General features: G+C 45.8%; 12 protein-coding genes. 5 read left to right on the top strand and 7 right to left on the bottom strand.

Going from position 1 to position 18,229, the window contains the following annotated elements:
* Positions 1-14: 14 nt before the first annotated feature.
* A complete protein-coding gene (locus PAHA3_RS08670; protein WP_062834370.1) occupies positions 15-2,339 on the top strand; it encodes an MMPL family transporter in 2,325 nt (774 codons plus the stop codon).
* 113 nt (positions 2,340-2,452) lie between these two features.
* Here the strand turns inward: PAHA3_RS08670 and PAHA3_RS08665 are convergent, their stop codons facing one another.
* Together PAHA3_RS08665 and PAHA3_RS08660 are read right to left on the bottom strand one after the other, a co-directional pair.
* On the bottom strand, positions 2,453-3,208 hold the full coding sequence (locus tag PAHA3_RS08665) for a gamma-glutamyl-gamma-aminobutyrate hydrolase family protein (protein ID WP_062834369.1): 756 nt from the start codon (positions 3,206-3,208) through the stop codon (positions 2,453-2,455).
* A gap of 214 nt (positions 3,209-3,422) precedes the next feature.
* Positions 3,423-4,622: an MFS transporter gene (locus PAHA3_RS08660; protein WP_062834368.1), complete on the bottom strand. Its 1,200-nt coding sequence runs from the start codon at positions 4,620-4,622 to the stop codon at positions 3,423-3,425.
* Positions 4,623-4,867: 245 nt separating this feature from the next.
* Here PAHA3_RS08660 and PAHA3_RS08655 point away from each other — a divergent pair, with 245 nt between their 5' ends.
* Entirely contained in the window at positions 4,868-5,734 is an 867-nt protein-coding gene (locus tag PAHA3_RS08655; protein WP_062834367.1) for an AraC family transcriptional regulator, read from the top strand.
* 96 nt (positions 5,735-5,830) lie between these two features.
* Here the strand turns inward: PAHA3_RS08655 and PAHA3_RS08650 are convergent, their stop codons facing one another.
* From PAHA3_RS08650 to PAHA3_RS08640, 3 genes are all read right to left on the bottom strand, one after another.
* Positions 5,831-7,816, bottom strand: coding sequence for a methyl-accepting chemotaxis protein (locus PAHA3_RS08650; protein ID WP_062834366.1), 1,986 nt, complete (start codon positions 7,814-7,816; stop codon positions 5,831-5,833).
* 241 nt (positions 7,817-8,057) lie between these two features.
* On the bottom strand, positions 8,058-9,584 hold the full coding sequence (locus tag PAHA3_RS08645; RefSeq protein WP_062834365.1) for a response regulator: 1,527 nt from the start codon (positions 9,582-9,584) through the stop codon (positions 8,058-8,060).
* A 16-nt stretch (positions 9,585-9,600) separates the two neighbouring features.
* Positions 9,601-11,361, bottom strand: coding sequence for a sensor histidine kinase (locus tag PAHA3_RS08640; protein ID WP_062834364.1), 1,761 nt, complete (start codon positions 11,359-11,361; stop codon positions 9,601-9,603).
* Between the two features lie 206 nt (positions 11,362-11,567).
* Between PAHA3_RS08640 and PAHA3_RS08635 the strand changes: the two genes are divergently transcribed.
* The 3 genes from PAHA3_RS08635 (at position 11,568) to PAHA3_RS08625 (ending at position 14,654) form a co-directional block, all read left to right on the top strand.
* Positions 11,568-12,881: an ABC transporter substrate-binding protein gene (locus tag PAHA3_RS08635; protein WP_062834363.1), complete on the top strand. Its 1,314-nt coding sequence runs from the start codon at positions 11,568-11,570 to the stop codon at positions 12,879-12,881.
* Between the two features lie 68 nt (positions 12,882-12,949).
* Positions 12,950-13,822 carry a carbohydrate ABC transporter permease gene (locus PAHA3_RS08630; protein WP_062834362.1) on the top strand — a complete coding sequence of 291 codons (873 nt, stop codon included), beginning with the start codon at positions 12,950-12,952 and terminating at the stop codon, positions 13,820-13,822.
* 1 nt (position 13,823) lies between these two features.
* Positions 13,824-14,654 carry a carbohydrate ABC transporter permease gene (locus PAHA3_RS08625; RefSeq protein ID WP_017688542.1) on the top strand — a complete coding sequence of 277 codons (831 nt, stop codon included), beginning with the start codon at positions 13,824-13,826 and terminating at the stop codon, positions 14,652-14,654.
* A gap of 117 nt (positions 14,655-14,771) precedes the next feature.
* Here PAHA3_RS08625 and PAHA3_RS08620 read toward each other — a convergent pair whose 3' ends face one another.
* Positions 14,772-15,476, bottom strand: coding sequence for an SDR family oxidoreductase (locus tag PAHA3_RS08620; protein ID WP_036616036.1), 705 nt, complete (start codon positions 15,474-15,476; stop codon positions 14,772-14,774).
* A gap of 221 nt (positions 15,477-15,697) precedes the next feature.
* Positions 15,698-18,112 carry an RNA polymerase recycling motor HelD gene (helD, locus tag PAHA3_RS08615; protein WP_062834361.1) on the bottom strand — a complete coding sequence of 805 codons (2,415 nt, stop codon included), beginning with the start codon at positions 18,110-18,112 and terminating at the stop codon, positions 15,698-15,700.
* Positions 18,113-18,229 lie beyond the last annotated feature (117 nt).

The following is an 18,229-nucleotide window of genomic DNA, read 5'->3' as shown; positions in this document are numbered from 1 at the left end:
TGTAAAATAGAGAAATGTCTACATTATTATATCGAGTGGGGAAAACCGCTTTTAGCAAACCTGCAACCTTCATTATTGGCTGGGTTTTAATTCTGGGAATTGTCATCTCCATGATCAGCATCAATGGTATTCACATCAGTTCTGAAATGAAGATTGAAGGTACAGAGTCGCAGAAGGTTCTGGATCAATTGGCAAAAGAACTACCAGCCGCCTCTGGCGGTCAAGGAAGCGTTGTGTTCAAAGCACCGGACAACGAGCGTTTGGATACGCCTGAACGTTTGGCGGCCATGATGAAAGGTGTTAATGAAGTTTACGGATTAGACAAAGTCATTAACCCTGCGGACTACGCAGCTGAAGCGGGTAATTCAGGTGCTACAGCTGAGATGGCTCAGAATGCTCAGGCTACTGATTCGGCGCAAGCCGCAACAACCACACCTCCTCCCTATGGACCTTTAATGGTGGATGGTGTTCCTGTACCTGGCATGCTGATCTCTTCGGACGGCAGTATCGCACTGTTCCAGTTCCAATTTACAATCGAACAGTCTGCCATCACGCAAGATGTATTTGATTCCGTGATTCAGTCCGTTATGACGGTAGAGCAAGGAACCAATATTACGGTGCTGCCGGGCGAAACGCTCAAAGCGGTATCAATTGGGGTCGGCTCGGCTGAGATTGTTGGACTGGTCATTGCTGTGATTGTATTGCTGATCACCCTTGGCTCCGTCGTTGCAGCAGGTCTGCCTCTGATCACAGCACTCCTCGGTGTTGCCATTGGAGTTGGTGGTGCGTTCTCAATCTCCAAATTCATTGAAATGCCTAGTGTCACTTCCGTTCTGGCTCTTATGGTTGGATTGGCTGTCGGAATCGACTATGCGCTCTTCATTGTCAATCGCCAGCGTCGAATGATTATTGATCAAGGCTTGAGCGCAAAAGAAGCAACGGCAAGAGCCATTGGCACATCGGGCAGCGCGGTATTTTTTGCCGGATTAACGGTCATTATTGCACTGTGCGGTATGCTTGTCATCGGTCTCACCTTCTTGTCTACGATGGCTTTGGTCGCAGCTGCCACCGTGCTCATCAACGTATTCGTTGCTTTAACCCTGTTGCCGGCTTTGCTGGGATTGGTAGGAGAACGCATCTGTTCCGCCAAAGCTCGTGAGAAAAGCACGAAACTTCCTAAAGCCACTAGCCACGGAGTCGCGGATAGATGGGTGAAATTCGTTATCAAGAATCGTTGGGCTACCATTATCGCCATCATCGTCATTCTTGGTTTTGCGGCCACACCGATCGCCAAAATGGAAATGGGTATCCCTGGCGCTTCCTCAGCGAATCTCGATACAGACGCAAGACAGAGTTATGATGCCATCTCGGAAGGCTTCGGAGAAGGATTCAACGGACCACTTATTCTGGTCGCAGAGCCTAATCAATCTTCCACCAAAGTCACCCCGGAACTCTTGGGTGGTCTGATGATGGAGCTGCAAGGTCAAAACAACGTTGCACAGGTTACACCACTTGGGATGACAGAAGATTTGGCGATCTTTAGTCTCATTCCAAAAACAGGTCCTAACGATGCGCTAACTAAAACACTGGTCAATGATCTGCGCTCGGCTGATTCCGGTATCGCACAGAACTATGATGTGAAGCTCGGAGTTACTGGACTTACAGCTGTTAACATCGATATGTCAGCCAAACTGGCCCAGGTGTTCCCTGTTTATGTAGGCATTATCATCCTGCTGTCACTGATCATCCTGTTACTCGTATTTCGTTCGATCATCGTTCCCATCAAAGCAACAATTGGCTTCCTGCTTAGTATCCTGGCTACATTCGGGATCACGACTGCTGTATTCCAATGGGGCTGGCTGCATTCGCTCTTTGGTTTCGATACCGGCGGCCCGCTGCTCAGCTTTATGCCGATCATCGTGACAGGTATCCTGTATGGCCTCGCGATGGACTATCAGGTCTTCCTGGTTAGCTCCATGCGGGAGTCATATGTTCATGGTCAACGCGGAACCGAATCCGTCGTTCATGGGTACAACCAGGTTAGTCGCGTGGTTGTTGCCGCAGCGGTGATCATGGTCTCTGTATTCGCAGGATTCATCTTCACCGATGATGTCATGATCAAGCAGATTGGTTTCACCTTGGCGGTAGGCATTCTGATTGATGCTTTCATCATCCGTATGGGCTTGGTCCCTGCTATCATGGCTATTTTCGGAGACAAAGCTTGGGCACTTCCGAAATGGCTGGATCGCATCCTGCCGAACCTGGATGTTGAAGGCGAGAAGCTGATTGCTTCCCTTCATGCTGAAGAGCATGCCAACACCAAGTCTGGATTAAAATAATACTGCCTATACAATGGTGATATCGCGACTACAATCACGTCTACTCTCACTATTAAAAAGACCTCCTCTGTTTTTTATAAACAGGAGGTCTTTTTTTCTGTTCCTAATCTTTTTTATGCGGTTATGTCTTCAATAAGGATATTATAGCGTGGGGATTTAGCAGCATTAACAAATGCCGCAAATAACTTCTGACTATAGTCATCTACTTTGTAGCTATACTCTGGATGCCACTGCACGGCCAAAACAAACGAGCGGCCTGCCATGACTACCGACTCAACGAGTCCATCTTCAGCGACTGCCACGGCAGTTAATTTATCCGATAACTTCTTGATTCCCTGATGGTGATAGCTGTTCACTTGTATCGTATCGGTTTGCAAGATATCATGAAGCAAATTATTTTGCTCTATATGTACATCATGTACAAGATTCCAGTAAGGCGGACTTTGCTTGTGAGTAACGATCTTGTTCACATGAAGTTGAAGGCTGGTTGGAATGTCTTGATACAACGTTCCACCCAATATAACGTTAAATAGCTGCAGTCCACGGCAGATGCCAAAGGCAGGCTTATCAAGCTCAATCACTTTTTGTAACAGGTTCGACTCCATAATATCGCGTTCAATACACAACTCCCCACAGGCAATCTCTGCATACTCATGATATAGCTCAGGATTGAGATCATGTCCCCCCGTGAACAGGAACCCATCGAACTCATCAGCCAGAGTTGCTATGATCTCGATATCCGTTGTCAAAGGCAGCATAATTGGAATCCCACCAGCTTCCTCAATGGCGTTCATATAGTTCGGAAGCATCCAGTAACTTTTTTTGTCTGTATCGTACAAAGGCAGAACACCGATCATCGGCTTTTTCATGGGTTCCCCTCCTATCTTTTCATTCATTTTATCAGATCTCTTCATATACAAATTCACTGAATTATTGCATTTTCCTACCTTTATAATCTACGAATCCGTTTCATCCGGAGTGCTGGAAAAATAAAAACAAACAAAGCCGCTAGAACAGCGACTTTGTTTGTCGTTCAAATCTCACATATATACATTCATCCCATTAGTCTAAAAATCATCTCATCTAAGCTGCTTTTACAATGGTTTCTTCATCTGAATTCAATTGGATGGAACGCTGGCATATTTGTGTAATGACAAAAGCAAGCAACGCAAGCATCACAGCCACTGGAGGCACCCACTGCACACCACCCATGTTGACGGCAATCCCGCCGACACCAGAGCCAAGCGCTATACCCACGTTGGCTGCTACAGGCAGGAGTGTAGATGCGAATGCTTTGGACCCCGGTGCGATCGTTCCAGACACATCAAACAAATATAACTGGGATGCCGCGCTCATCGAGGATGACACACATCCAATCAGGAACAGGAATGCCAAGCCCATCCATACATTAGAAACGGTAAAACTCATGCCCAGGAACAGGATGGCTTGGATGACGAAAAGTCGCTTGAGCTTGGGTAGGAAGTCACCCTTGGCTATTTTGGCACCAATCCAGTTACTCAGGATGCTACAGGCGCCATAGATCAGGAGTATGGCACTAATCCATTGTACAGGGACACCCATTGTCTCACTAAGGAGTGGCGTAATGTACGTAAAAACGACGAAAATACAGCTGTTTCCCAGTACCGGGATCAGACAGGCCAGCAATATCCGTGGTTTTAAAAAGAGAGACATCTGATCACTGAACGAACCGGCAATCGTTGGCGTTCGGCGTGGCAGAATACGGAACATGAACACCAGCGGCACAACACCTATGCATGCCGTAACGACGAATGTCATGGACCAGCTCAGATGTTGTCCGATAAATGTACCGAGCGGAACACCTAGCACATTCGCAATAGAAAATCCGCCCAAAATCCAGGCGATGGCTTCCCCTCTTCGCTCCCGGTTCACTGCGTCGCTTACGATCGAGATCGAAAGCGATATCGTAAGTCCACAAGCAACGGCCGAAACGATGCGAATGGCCATTAGAGAATAGAACGTTGTTGAGAACACGGTCAACAGATTTAATGCTAATACGATCCCGAATCCAATCAATATGGAACTTCGTCTAGATATTTTAGCCAAGAAGGCCACTGCAAATGGTGTACCCACTGCGTATGCAATCGCAAAACCGGAGACAAGCATTCCCGCGGCAGCAAGTGATACTTTCATGTAACTTTCAATTTCCTTCAACACACCCACGATGACATACTCGGTTGTTCCCAATACAAAGCTGACAAGCGTAAGCGTTAAAATAAGTAGGTTCTCTCTATTTCTAGTCATAAATCAATACTCACTAATCCTTTCTATTGTTGCAAGCGCTTCAATTCTGTCTACCATCATTAATTCATGTATTTTCTGCTTTCCCATCCCTCCACTTTCGATATATAGTACATTTTGGATAGTGAAATTGTACTGTCAGATATGCCATGACGACAATCAAGGTTGTTGTGGTTTTGTTGCAAAACATTATGTATGTTGTCATTTCAGCACAGATTATCATTATAGATTCTGAAGGGAAGATATAGATGAATACACACTACGAATCCGGCCAACTGCATGCAAATCGAGATTGCACCATTATTTATGTAGGAAAGCTGGCCGACAATCCGCATTGGAGCTTTCCGACGCATAAGCATGACGACCTGCACGAGATTATCTACGTAACTGAAGGCAATGGATTGTTCACCATCGACGGTACCAAGCACTGGGCTCAAAAAGGCGACATGCTCATTTATAACAAGGGTACTCTTCACGAGGAGAAGTCCAATCCTGAATTCCCGTTATCCACCTTTTATTGTGGGTTTCGTTTTACAGAAGGTACGCACGAGGATTGGGTCATCCCTCCCTCTAACGAGCCGATCATTCGAGCCAACCGATATTCCGATGAGCTTCATTCGTTAATGCAGACTCTCTTCAATGAATTTTCAATCCGGGAACACGGATACGAGTCTATTTCTGGGCATGTGTTGAAAGCTATCCTTATGATCATCGATCGGCTGTCCCGTCAGCAGCTTCCTGATGGAGAGAGTGTTCGGAGCAACACCCTTGTTGAGAGCATTAAGGACTATTTGGATACCAACTATCGGCAAAGCATTAAACTGAAGGAATTGGCAGATCAGTTTCACATCGATTTTTATTACTTAATTCATATGTATAAAAATCACTATGGCACCTCGCCTTATCACTACCTGATTCAACGAAGAATGGGTGAAGCCACCCGATTATTAGTCTCAACCAACAAAAAAGTATGGGAAATTGCCAAACTGGTTGGTTACGATAACCCGAATTACTTTACGATTCTATTTACCAAAACAGTTGGTGAATCCCCGCGAAGTTTTCGAAAAAAGAATCAAAAGGATATGTTCGGGGATGAGGCATCACATTCATACTAATCTTACTAATCTCTCTAAGCGCAAAAAGGCGCTCCAATTTGGGGAGCGCCTTGGCTATTCACTTTTCCTTACACACACATACATACATTTTACTCTCTAAAGCTTAAACCGGCGAACCAATTCTTGCATGTTCTCAGCTGTTTTGGATAACTGTGCAGATGATGCCGATATCTCCTCCATCGCCGCCATTTGCTCTTGGGCTGCTGCTGAAGTCGTCTGAGCACTGTCAGCCGACACTTTAGAGATATGACTCATCGCGGCAACGGTAGCCGAGACTTCTTCCGTACTGGCTGACAACTGTTCTGAGACAGCGGAAATATCCTGAATTTGATCCACGATATGCGTTGTATATTGTTCAATGTTGGATATGGTTGCAGAAGCTTCTTGGCTGATCCGCATTCCCTCACCAACTTGATTGCGGACTTTATCATTCATGAGGGATGTGGATTTCGCAATCAGATCGAGCATTTTTCCAATCGTAGCGCCAATCTCATCCGCACTTTGTTTGGATTGCATGGATAACGTACGTACCTCACCTGCAACGACAGCAAAACCTTTTCCGTGTTCTCCTGCTCTTGATGCTTCAATAGAAGCATTCAGTGACAGAAGATTGGTTTGCCGAGAGATATCCGCAATTGCTTCATTCATTCGATTGGCTTCGGCCGATAGACTGGACAGCTCGTTAATCAATGCCGAAGTTTCTTCAACAGCTACGAGAATATGTTCCATTTGTGTTCCGACCTGGTTTATCGTTTTTCCACCATTAGCGACAGCGCGCTCTGTCTCTTCAGCCGAATCCACAATCGCACTCGCGGATTCTGCGATTGTACTGATACCTCTCGCCATCTCTTCGACTGCATTCGCTGTCTGTTCCGAATTTTCCGCCCCAACAATAGCTGATTCGGCAGTCTGTTGCATGGTTTCAGCTACATGTTGAACCGATTGGGTCGTTTGTTCAGTACTCTCCTGAATCATTTGGGAAGAGTGGCTTAACAACGATGATGTCTGATGAAGTTCAGCAACTACCGATTGAAGAGAACTGGTCATTCGGTCAAAATCATTTGCCAATATACCAAATTCGTTTTCAGTTTTAAGATTCACTCGTTCAGACAGATTCCCTTCGCTTACACTGCGAGTTGCCTTTCGCAGTTTTTGCATAGGTACGATAAAAGATCGCAAAATGAAGAAAATAATTACAACGGCAATCAATACAGAGATAGCAATGACGGTTAGACTCGATACCATAATAGGCTTCGCAGCAGCAATAAAGTCTTCATGGCCCATCAGAGCAATGACATTCCAACCTGTCAAGGCATTAACACCGTTATACACTTCAAGATCATACGCCAGATCCGTTCTGACAAATTGGGAAAACGCCATCGGTTCTTCGGAACTGGAAGCCGTATTCGGATGAACTGGAATTCCCTCAATGAGTGCTCCGCCGAGCTCTCCTCCCCCACCTTTTACAATGGCACCGGACCAAGCCGCAATCGTCCGATTGGAGTCCACCACAATCAGACTCCCATTGCCTCCTACATCCACATTCGATATTTCATTTGCTAAGCGCTCCAGATCAAGTTTAATACTTGCCACACCTCGATCATCTGACAGAGCTTTTGAGATCTCTACATAAATCTTCCCGGATCCGGAATCCTTCATAATACTTGAAAAATAGAGTGATCCATTGTTACTTTCCCCATTGGCATACCATTCTGTGCTGCGTGGATCATATGTTGCATCTTCTATTGTTGGAGATGATATAACATCACCTTGGTCGTTGCCCACAGTTATGGCCAGAATATCAGGATATGTATCAGATAATTGGTCGATTCCTACTTGTACCGCTTCGTTGTTCGCCTGACTGGGGGTGGAGCCATACATGCTATCGATATAATTCAATAATGCTGCTTTTTCCCCCACCAGATTGTTAATGTGCTGCCCTGTCATGGTTAAAATGGTATAAATGGGATCTGTCATTTTTTGTTGTACCTGATCTTTGGCACTATTATACGAAAAGTATCCGATAAGTGCAGTCGGGATAATAAGTACCGCAAGGAAAGCTGCAATGAGTCTGGTGCTCATCAAACGTAAAACGGTTCCTCCTTTCTTCAAAAATGAACTTTGTTTCTTTGCCTTTTTCAAATAAATCGCCCTCTCTTTATTGATTTTGGTAGAATCAATCAGCAAGTAAACGCAAAAAAACCCATATATACACACACTCAAAGAAGCGTTGAGCACGTATATACATAGGTATTGCCTGAATGAATTCAGTAACAAGCCGTATTTGTTTTGTATTATACCATAGATAAAAAGGGTTTGTTAGCTATGATTGGGTCTTACTGCCAGACAGCTGTTGTTTATATTCCGTAGGACTTTGCCCCGTATATTCCTTGAATACCTTCGAGAAATAGTGCTGATCACTAAACGACAGCAGATCGGATACTTCCTTGAACTTCATGTCCGGTTGGCATTGCATCAGTCTGCAAGCTTCCTGAATGCGAAGCTGGGTGTAATACTGAACAAACGTAATTTGCGTTGCATTTTTGATCACTCTGCTGACATACGACGGGCTGACGTGAAATTTCATGGCAATGTCGTTGATCGACAATGGAGAGTATTTATTCAGTTTTACGTGATCGTCAATCTGCTCGAACAAGATCGCCTTGCTTTTTCGAACGTGGGATTGCAGCATATCGAAGCACTGTCCCGTCCATTCCGTCAGTTCCCGGCAAAAGTCATCGTAGGAATGTGCCTGAGCGAATTGTCTTGCCCGCAGCTCCAGACCTAATCGAATCCCCGACCCCTGTTCCTCGTACAGATGAGCGAACGTGTCTACAATTAACCCGATAAACCGCTCCACCTCGGTGATATGTACATTTTCCTCCGCCCATCGATTCAGCAATTCGGATAACTTAAGAGCAAACCGCTCTTTCTGACGAGCCTGTATCATCTGTACAAAAGCAGCTTCCAACACCGAATCCAGACAGCCCGTCTCGGATCTGGCCATCGACACCGGATTCCCGGTATCCAGCGCTAATCCTTGTTTCAACCTTTGCTGCTCAGACACTATGGACGACATGCGGTGATAGAGTTCTGGCAGATTACCAGATTCAGCGAACAGCAGTTGTCCTCCGATTATGGCATCATAATCATGTGAAAGCAGATGCCGACGCAACGATTCAAGACATTCATGTACGGAAGAGTACAAATCGAGTGCACTCTTGTTGACGAAAGCGACCATTTGATACGGGGTTTGACTGGTGTAAACTCGACATGCATGGGATGTAAAAAAATCCTGCATTATCATCTCAAGCTCCAGCTGCACCCATCGTTCATGTCCTGCGGTGAAGGGCTGTTTGTTCATAATGATCATCATCTGGCTGAATAAAGGCGGAAACGCCTCCCCTTGTTTCAGTACAGTTTCACATTGGGGATGAATGATTTCCTGTAAATCCAGTAGGTCCTTGGACATCTGTTGATCCAGTTGGTCAATTACCCGACCCATGACCTCTTCGAGTGCCTCTCGCTCCACAGGTTTTAGCAAATAGTCAAATACTTTCAGGTTCAGTGCTTTTCTTGTGTATTCAAAATCGCTATAACCACTAATCAGAATGACCTTCAGCTCTGAGTTGGCAAGCTTGGCTTGCTCAATCAGGGATAAGCCATCCATTTTCGGCATCCGGATATCGGTCAACAGCAGGTCAATCGGTTCCTGCTTTAACGCTGCCAAGGCTTCTTCTCCATTCGTTGCCGTTGCAGCTATACGAATCGGGAAGCTCAACGTCTCCAAGAGCATTTTAATATTACGTAATATCGGTTTGCTATCCTCAACGATCATAACGTTATACATCGCCTATACCTCCTAGCTAGTAAAAATCCTTCGTCAATGAGCCGATGATCTGAATCGTTGCTCCATGTTCTTCTTCCGTATGATTGTTAAATATATTAATAAAGAGCCGGTTGTTATACATTAGTTTGAGTCGATTGACACTGTTGATAATCCCCATATTACCAAGGGCTGTAGTACGATCGGCAGTCTGGTATCCGGTCCCCGATGTCTGAATATTGGCTAAAATCTCCTGAATCTTATCCGGTTGAAAACCTTCCCCGTTATCCTTGATCTCCAATGCCCATAATCCGTTATATTGCTTCACGGTAATCTGGATACGCCAAGGCGGTGCGGTGTTGGCAAAGGCATGTTCTATGCAGTTTTCCACAAAAGGCTGAATGACCAACCGTGGCAACCGGATTTCGTTCGCCAACTCGTCCGCACGGATGTCCCACTCCAGATCCTCTTCGTACTTTTGTTGTACAAGGGACAAATAATGCCTCGTATGTTGAAGCTCCTCAGCCAAGGTCACATGTGCGTATGGTGAAGAGACAATATAACGCAGACTGTCCGAGAGATGCTTGCACATATCCGATACGACTTTGGTCTTCCCCTCTTGCGCAGCAATGCTGATCAGATATAGAACGTTATGAATAAAATGAGGCGCAATCTGGGCTTGCAGCGCCGAATTACGAGCCTTTACTTCTTCATGAAGTGCCGATTTTTCACGGTCAATGGACTGCTGTAGTCTTTCCATCAGGTCCTGAAAAGCTTCATTCAGCAATAACAGATCATTATTCTTCGGCGTTTCATCCACTTTCAGATTCATATTGCTATAGTTCATACGCCAGATCTGACTGCGAAGCTTGCGGATAGGCAGCAGCAGGTTACGCGTCGACAGGAATATATACACAAATGAAACCAGCATCAGTGCCGTAATCAGCAGAATGGACATCGTCTGAACTGAATGGATCGAGCCCAGCACGGATTTTTTGGGTGTTATGATATACGTGATCCAACCTGTACTGGGTGATGTGGAATGCGTGATATAATTGTTGTCTTTGTCGACACCCAGTCCCTCGTCTGATGAAGGCTTCGTCCAATTGGGAAATGTCACACCCGCTTCCGAGCCTGTCATCTGCTCCCCTTGTTCATTCAGAATATAAACATCTCCTGCAGTTATGCCTTCCGTTAGGTTCTGTATATAGGCTTGTTCCATCTGAATGCTTAGATATCCATACACCTTGCCGTTCTGATCATTAATCGTGCGAACAAAGGAGATAGTATCGGCTTGGCGCAGCAGAACAAACCCACTTTCCGTCCAATCTCGTCCGATCTGGCTACTCTTCATCATGGTGTTCAAGATCGCTGGTGGATTGCCCGAACCCAGATAGGACGTCAGAAGAACGCCTTGCTTGTCATAGATGGACATGTCCATGATATTCATGCTCGGCCCGATGGCCTGAAACATGATGTCTTTGATGATCCGAATCTGCTTCAGCCTTTCATAATTACTATGAGCTGAGGAGCTCTTGTCCATGGCTGAAAAAATGTCCTTGCTGGACAATATTCGCTGCGACATCTGGTTCTGCTGTTCTACGTAAAGGTCAACCTGCTCTCTTACCTTCGTAGCGGTCACGAGGGTATCCTGCTCCGTTTTCAGTTTGAGCGGGCGGACAACAATCACATTTACATACACGATAAAACAGCCCAGTACGAACAAAAGTAGAGCCAGAAACGTCAAAAACACCTTCGTCTGCAAACTGAATTGAGTTGCTTTATGTATGAGCTTCGCCATTCTTAGAGATGCCCTCCTGTTCCGACATGATGTGAAATCCCTTACATTCAAGTCTACTCTATCACGGTACTCCATGAAATGATAGCGATTTCAAGTTCAGGATTTTACACATCAACGTTCAAGCACAGACATGTACCGGGGAGAGAAAAGAATCTATAATCGGACTTGTAAACGGATTCACTAAACGTTTTAGAGGGGGATTTGCATTGAAAACAATAAAAAGAAAAAAGGCGATTTCCATTATCCTAGCCAGTTTATTATCCATCTCGTTAACCGCTTGTGGATCAGGCGGCACGGATTCCGGTACAGCTGCTGGCGGGGACAGTAAGGGCGGCAAAGTCACACTGGAGCTGGCGATCTCTAAAAGTTCTCAGGACTCTGCCTTCATTCAGCAAGACATTCTCGATGCATTCGAAAAACAAACGAACATTCGCGTCAATTTGCAGCTGATTCCAGCGGAACAAACGACGACTGTACTGCAAACTAAACTCGCTGTAGATGAAACGCCTGACATTATTCAGTACAATCTGGCGAGCGCAGTTACGGACCTGAACCTTGAACGTAACTTCGAGATTCTGGATAACGAGCCTTGGGCGAGCAGAATTGTGAACAAAGACGTCCTCTCTTCTGGTGGACACCTCTACAGTTTCCATGTCAGCCAAGATACAGGGATGCAAGGGGTCGTTTATAACAAACAGATCTTTGAAGAGCTCGGGTTGTCTCTTCCAACGAACTACGAAGAATTCCTGGCGATCTGTGAAAAAATCAAAGCGAGTGGCATTACGCCTGTATTCATGCCTTACAAAGATGCCTGGGCTGCCAACATCTGGCCTGCTGCAGCTTTTGCCGATTTTGTAGCCAAGAATGAGCCGACGTTTTTTGATGACTTGAACAGCAATAAGAAAAAATGGTCCGACATTCCGGAATTCAAAACCTTCCTGGAACAACAGTATGAAATTTACACCAAAGGGTACACCAACACGGATGTGCTTAGCGATAGCTATGACATGGCCGTAGGTAAATTCCTGAACAAGGAAGTAGCCATGATGTTTATGGGAGATTGGTTAATTGAAGGCGTTGCTGAGCAAGATCCAAATATGGAACTGGGCGTATTCCCGATTCCATCGTCAGAGAATGCCAGTCTCGGTGCAAGTCCACTCGGCGGACAACTGTTCATTCCGAAGAAATCCAAACATTTGGAAGAAGCTAAACAGTTCCTGGACTATATTGCTTCCAAGGATGTCGCACAACAGATCGTGGACTCCAAAGGTTACGTATCCAATTTCAGTGACGTCACCACACCGGAATTGCCAGCTTACAAGCAGGATATTGTAGACAACTACATTACGCCGAAGAAAACGGTACTAACAACAGATGCATTCATGCTGGTCGACCGCAGCGAATTGTACCGGTTGTTACAGGATCAATTTGCAGGTGGTTTGTCACCGGAAGAAGTCCTGAAATCCTGGGATGAGAAGTTCAGTCAGCTGATGCAGGATAAAGGTGTAGAAGGTTTCTAAAGAGTGAAATACAAGGCAGCATAACATGGACGATCGTTATGCTGCCTAGCTATAACGGAGTGTGAGACATGAAAAGGACTAAAAATTTGTATTCGTATTACATGATATTTCCCGCACTGATTATCTACTCCATCTTTTTCGTTGTGCCTGCTCTCGCCGCTTTCTATTACTCATTCACGGATTGGCGGCTGGATCGGCTGGAGCTGAAGTTCATCGGGTGGGATAATTTTGAGAAAATTTTCTCGGACAAAACGCTGATTCTGGCGCTGAAAAACACGGCGATATTTGCGATCGTCACCGTCGTTGGCAAGAATGTCATCGGCCTATTGCTGGCCGTAGGCCTTAACATGCGATTAAGAACGAAGAACCTGCTACGTGCGATCTTCTACTCCCCTTCCATTCTCAGCATCCTTGTGATCAGCATTTTGTTCACTCCCATGTTGCGTACCGAAGGTACCATCAACAATCTGTTGGAATCTGTTGGGTTACATTCGTTAAGCCAAGCTTGGCTTACCAACCCATCGATTGTCATCTGGACGATTGCCATCGTCTCCATCTGGCAGAGCGCCGGGTTCCAGATGGCCATCTATCTGGCTGGTCTGCAGTCCATTTCTCAAGAATATTACGAAGCAGCCAAGATTGATGGCGCAAGCTCGTGGAGAAGTTTTTTCAAGATCACACTGCCACTCTTATTGCCCGCGATTAACATTAACCTGATGCTGACATTGATCGGTGGACTTAAAGTATTCTCCGAGGTGTATGTCATGACCGGTGGTGGCCCGGGTAACGCTTCCCAAGTCGTGGGTACGATCATTCTGCGATCTTTCGGCGAAGGCAACTGGGGACTCGGTACGGCGGTCAACACCCTTCTGTTCGTGGTCGTTACCATTATTGCTATACCGCTATTGATCTTCATGCGGCGTAAGGAGGTTACGGAATAACATGGGCTACACACGCAAACTTGCCATCCGCAACTATATCGTGGAAGGTTTCCTGATTCTGGCCTCCCTTATCGTTCTGTTGCCACTTGTCATTCTGATCTTTGGTTCATTCAAAACCAGCGCCGAAGTGCTCAGCTTCTCCCTGAGTTTCCCAGAAACATGGCAGTTCTCGAACTATGTTCGTGTCTTCCAGGAGGGTGGACTGTCTCGAGCGTTCTTCAACAGCATTTTGATTACTGGCGTATCGTCAATTATTAATATCGTTGCCTCTTCGGCAGCGGCATTCATTCTGGCACGTCGGGAAACCAAACTATCCGGTACGATCTACATGTATTTCTTCATGGGACTGATTGCGCCGATGTCGATTATTACGACCATACGTGTCGTACAGGGATTAGGATTCTACGGCAGCATCACAAGTGTCATCCTGATCTACGCCGCGTTAAATACGGCCTTCAGTGTATTCTTGTATAGTGGATTCATCAAAACCATTCCAAGAGCGCTGGACGAAGTGGCATTCCTGGAAGGAGCAAGTGTGTTCGGCGTGTTCTTCCGTATCGTCACACCGCTCATTCTACCCGTTAACGCAACGGTAGCCATCATGGTGTTCATGTCCGTCTGGAATGACATCACAATTCCGGTGTACTTCCTGACAGATAGCTCCACATGGACGATGCCACTATCAATCTACAATTTTTACGGCAAATATAGCCGGGACTGGAATCTGATTTTCGCCAATCTCGTGCTCACTTCACTGCCTGTATTCATCCTGTATCTGTTCGGGCAAAAATATATTGTCAGCGGCCTCACAGCCGGTGCAGTTAAAGGCTAAACCTTATATTGTCACCGTTCTTGAGGGAATAGAATTGGAGTATTCATGACGTACTCAACCCCCACCATATCTGGTGGGGGTTGTTTATTTATAGCGAGAAAATGCATCTACACCTCTCTATTTTTGAAACAATTGCGGGTAAAGGGCAGCAACACCACCGGCAAGACCCTGTTGTACATTCCGACTAGTATCATCAGCAATAATCTCGTAGAGATCCGCTTCGATGGAATCTATTGCAATTTTAGCAATATCCGTTGGGCTCGTTTTCGGTGCGTCGATACCTGCCGTCATATCCGTATCCATGAACGCTACGTGCAATCCGGCAACGCTAACGTTCTTAGGGGCTAACTCCAGACGTAATGCATTCGTAATTCCCCACTGAGCGGATTTTGCAGCTGAATATGCACCTGAGTTACCAAGGCTGAGCCAAGATAGAGCGGACAGGATATTCAGTATCGAACCGCCCCCATTCTTCTCTATCACCGGTGCAAACGCACGAATCATTGAAAGCGTACCGAATACATGTGTATTGAACTCCAAGTGAATATCGTTCAGCTCACCTGTGAGCAGAGAAGCACCCGTAGCGGAACCAGCATTATTGATTAGAAGGGTTACATCACTAGCTACCTCAGCAGCAGCCATGACAGATTGTGGATCCGTAATATCGAGTTGCAGTGGAATAGCCCCCGGCAGATCAATGGATTCAGGGTTTCGTGCGCCAGCGTAAACTTTGGTTCCCCGCGCCAGCAATTCAAGAGCAAGTTCCTTGCCCAACCCTCGATTAGCCCCACTTACAATAGCAACTTGTTTGGAAATATTCATTTATTATTACTCCCTCTCATTGAGAATTCATTCATTTTCGAGCTGTTATGGGAATGATCATTCTCATAACTCCCAATAACAATCTATCACATTAAGAACGATCAGTAAAGAATAACTTTTATGATTCATGTCTTCATAAAAAGAAGATGCCCGATAACCTTTGAAATAAGGCTCCGAGCATCTTTCTTTGGTCCATCATTGAGAACGGATTTACATATGGATTATGATTTTATGTCATACAGATTCGCAGGCAACGCCTGCACAAAAGGTGACCACTCGCTAGTACTATATAGATGAAGTCGGTGCATGGCCCGTGTGCATGCTGTATACAGAAGCTTCCGATCATATTCCTGGCTGTAGTCTTCGGGTGAAGCATCATAGACCAGGACAGCATCGAACTCAACGCCTTTGGCGAGGTACACAGGAATAACCATGATTCCTTTTTCAAAAATCTGTGTGTCCTTTGTTATGAGCTGTAACCCTTCGCCGCCTTGACTTCGTAAACTTTCATAGGCGTCATGGCTTTCAGCCGCAGTCTTCGTAATCACAGCGATGGAATCGAACCCCTCCGCCTTAAGCGAGGCGATGTCTGCGAGAATCTGCGCACTACGCAATTTATCGTCCTTCAGTCTTGTTAAAAGAGGCTTCTGATCTCCCCTTTCAAACGGCCTGATCTCTTCTCCCCCTGGCAGCATGCATTTCGTAAATTCAACAATTTCTCTGGTTGAACGATAACTGCGTACCAGGCGTATTAATGTAGTTTCGGCTTCTCCGTAAAGGTGAACCAGTGGCGAGTTGGATGCTGCCAAATCCGTAGCCTGCATAAAGATCGCTTGCCCGAAATCCCCCAGCACCGTCATGCGGGCACGAGGAAACAGCTTTTTGAGATATTCATATTGAAACGTCGAATAATCCTGGCCTTCATCGACAAAGACATAACGAATCTCTGTGTTCGTACGGACGCCTTCGATCATCTCTTTTACATATAAATAAGGAGTAGCATCCTCATGGAACAGCTTGTTCTGGAGGATCATTGCCTTGGTCTGTTTAGAAATCTCAGGCCAATGCTGCGGGGGGATTGCCCCGTTCGTCTGTTCCCTATATGTGGCTTCATCCGCAAAGAGTTGTTCATAGATGCCTTTTACATCCACGAACTGGAATTTCCGTATACTCTTCCTTAACGGTTTAAACATACCTTTCACCAATTTCTGACGAAGAAGTTCCTCTTCCCGCTCTGCAAAGTCGAAGGCACCCTCATCTTGCCCTGCCCTGTTATTTCCGTTCTCGCGGGCTGCATATTTTTCCGCCACATCGAATACAGCCTTTTCTTTATGCAGCATGCCAAAAGCTTCCACATACTCATCCGTGTCTAGATAATTCAACTCCTCCTGAACCCAGTCTGCCTCCCGCTCCAATCGTTCCAACGTCACAAGTTCTCTCAACAACCATTCCTGCAAAAGAAGAATACGGTTGGACAAGGTAAGATTTTGATCCAAACTGTAAAATTGGGTCTTAATTCGGTCCGCAGTGATGAATTCACGGCCCCGAAATTGAATGCCATTGAACAGCATGCCCTCTCGCCCCAGCCACGTGCCGTAGTTTTGGAGCACTTGCAGGAATGTCTCGGAAGCTTTGTACTTGATCGCCTCGAGACGAGCGTCATAACCTGGATCTTCTTGGGCTGTCAGCACATATTCAATCTGATCAAAGGCATCCTCTGGTCGTAAGGAGGAATCCAACCAATAGTTCAGATATTCCTGAAAAGTCGTCTGCTGCATGTTCTCTTCCCCAAGTTCCGGGAGCACAGTCGAGATATAACTCGTAAACATCGGATTTGGCGAGAAAAGCACTATTTGATCTGCTTTGACAGTCTGGCGGTGTTTGTACAGTAAGTAGGCGACTCGCTGTAACGCAGCTGATGTCTTGCCACTGCCAGCTGCCCCTTGAACGATAAGCATGCGGCTTCGGTCATCACGGATAATGGCGTTTTGTTCCTTCTGGATGGTTGCTACAATACTCTTCATTTGTGAGTCTGCACCTTTGGCGAGCACTTGCTGCAACAATTCGTCACCAATTGTCTCAGTAGAATCAAACATGCTATGAAGCTGCCCATGCTGGATCTGGAATTGACGCTTGAGCTCCATCTTGCCCTCAATTCGTCCTGAAGGTGTGTCATAGCCTGCTGGCCCGGGAGAGTGATCATAGTACAGACTCGCAATTGGCGTTCTCCAGTCATAGATTAGAAAGTTCAATCCATCCTCATCCATGAAAGATGATACGCCAATGTAGATCTGTTCAGTAAATGTCATGCCTTTTTCCTTATAGTCGAAGCGACCAAAGTACGGCGTCGGAAGCAGTCTCTTAGTATTTTTCCATTGTTGTGTTAACAGCTTGTGCCCGCGCTCCCTCTCGGCCAACACTCTGGACTGCTGATTAATGGTATAGAATGCATCTTCAAAATCCGTATACGAGCCCGTGTTAATCGTCACTTCTTCCCAGAAGCGTTTACGAATTTCGGCAGCCTGTTCATGCAGTCCGGCAACCTTCGGCTCCAACTCGTCGAGTCGTGCCTGAAGTTTGTTCCTCACCTGAAACAGTCTTTCCTCTTCCAACTTCCATTCGTTTGTTTTATCCATGAATAAGTCCACTCCCTTTTCCATTTATTAGGACCAAAAAAAGAGCATTGACAAATCGCAATGTCGGATGTAAAATTAAATTAGGAGAAATAATGATTCACCCTTTATATTTAATGG

The organism is Paenibacillus amylolyticus, assembly GCF_001570725.1.
Classification (GTDB): Bacteria; Bacillota; Bacilli; order Paenibacillales; family Paenibacillaceae; genus Paenibacillus; species Paenibacillus amylolyticus_A.
Note: the sequence above shows the minus strand (reverse complement) of the source record. Positions and strands in the feature narration are given on the sequence as shown.

Excerpts from the sequence above, each read along its gene's own strand:
- helD (WP_062834361.1), bottom strand. The coding sequence starts at position 18,112 with ATGGATAAAACAAACGAATGGAAGTTGGAAGAGGAAAGACTGTTTCAG.
- PAHA3_RS08670 (WP_062834370.1), top strand. The coding sequence starts at position 15 with ATGTCTACATTATTATATCGAGTGGGGAAAACCGCTTTTAGCAAACCT.
- PAHA3_RS08625 (WP_017688542.1), top strand. The coding sequence starts at position 13,824 with ATGGGCTACACACGCAAACTTGCCATCCGCAACTATATCGTGGAAGGT.
- PAHA3_RS08645 (WP_062834365.1), bottom strand. The coding sequence starts at position 9,584 with ATGTATAACGTTATGATCGTTGAGGATAGCAAACCGATATTACGTAAT.
- PAHA3_RS08640 (WP_062834364.1), bottom strand. The coding sequence starts at position 11,361 with ATGGCGAAGCTCATACATAAAGCAACTCAATTCAGTTTGCAGACGAAG.
- PAHA3_RS08655 (WP_062834367.1), top strand. The coding sequence starts at position 4,868 with ATGAATACACACTACGAATCCGGCCAACTGCATGCAAATCGAGATTGC.
- PAHA3_RS08665 (WP_062834369.1), bottom strand. The coding sequence starts at position 3,208 with ATGAAAAAGCCGATGATCGGTGTTCTGCCTTTGTACGATACAGACAAA.
- PAHA3_RS08650 (WP_062834366.1), bottom strand. The coding sequence starts at position 7,816 with ATGAGCACCAGACTCATTGCAGCTTTCCTTGCGGTACTTATTATCCCG.
- PAHA3_RS08660 (WP_062834368.1), bottom strand. The coding sequence starts at position 4,622 with ATGACTAGAAATAGAGAGAACCTACTTATTTTAACGCTTACGCTTGTC.
- PAHA3_RS08630 (WP_062834362.1), top strand. The coding sequence starts at position 12,950 with ATGAAAAGGACTAAAAATTTGTATTCGTATTACATGATATTTCCCGCA.
- PAHA3_RS08620 (WP_036616036.1), bottom strand. The coding sequence starts at position 15,476 with ATGAATATTTCCAAACAAGTTGCTATTGTAAGTGGGGCTAATCGAGGG.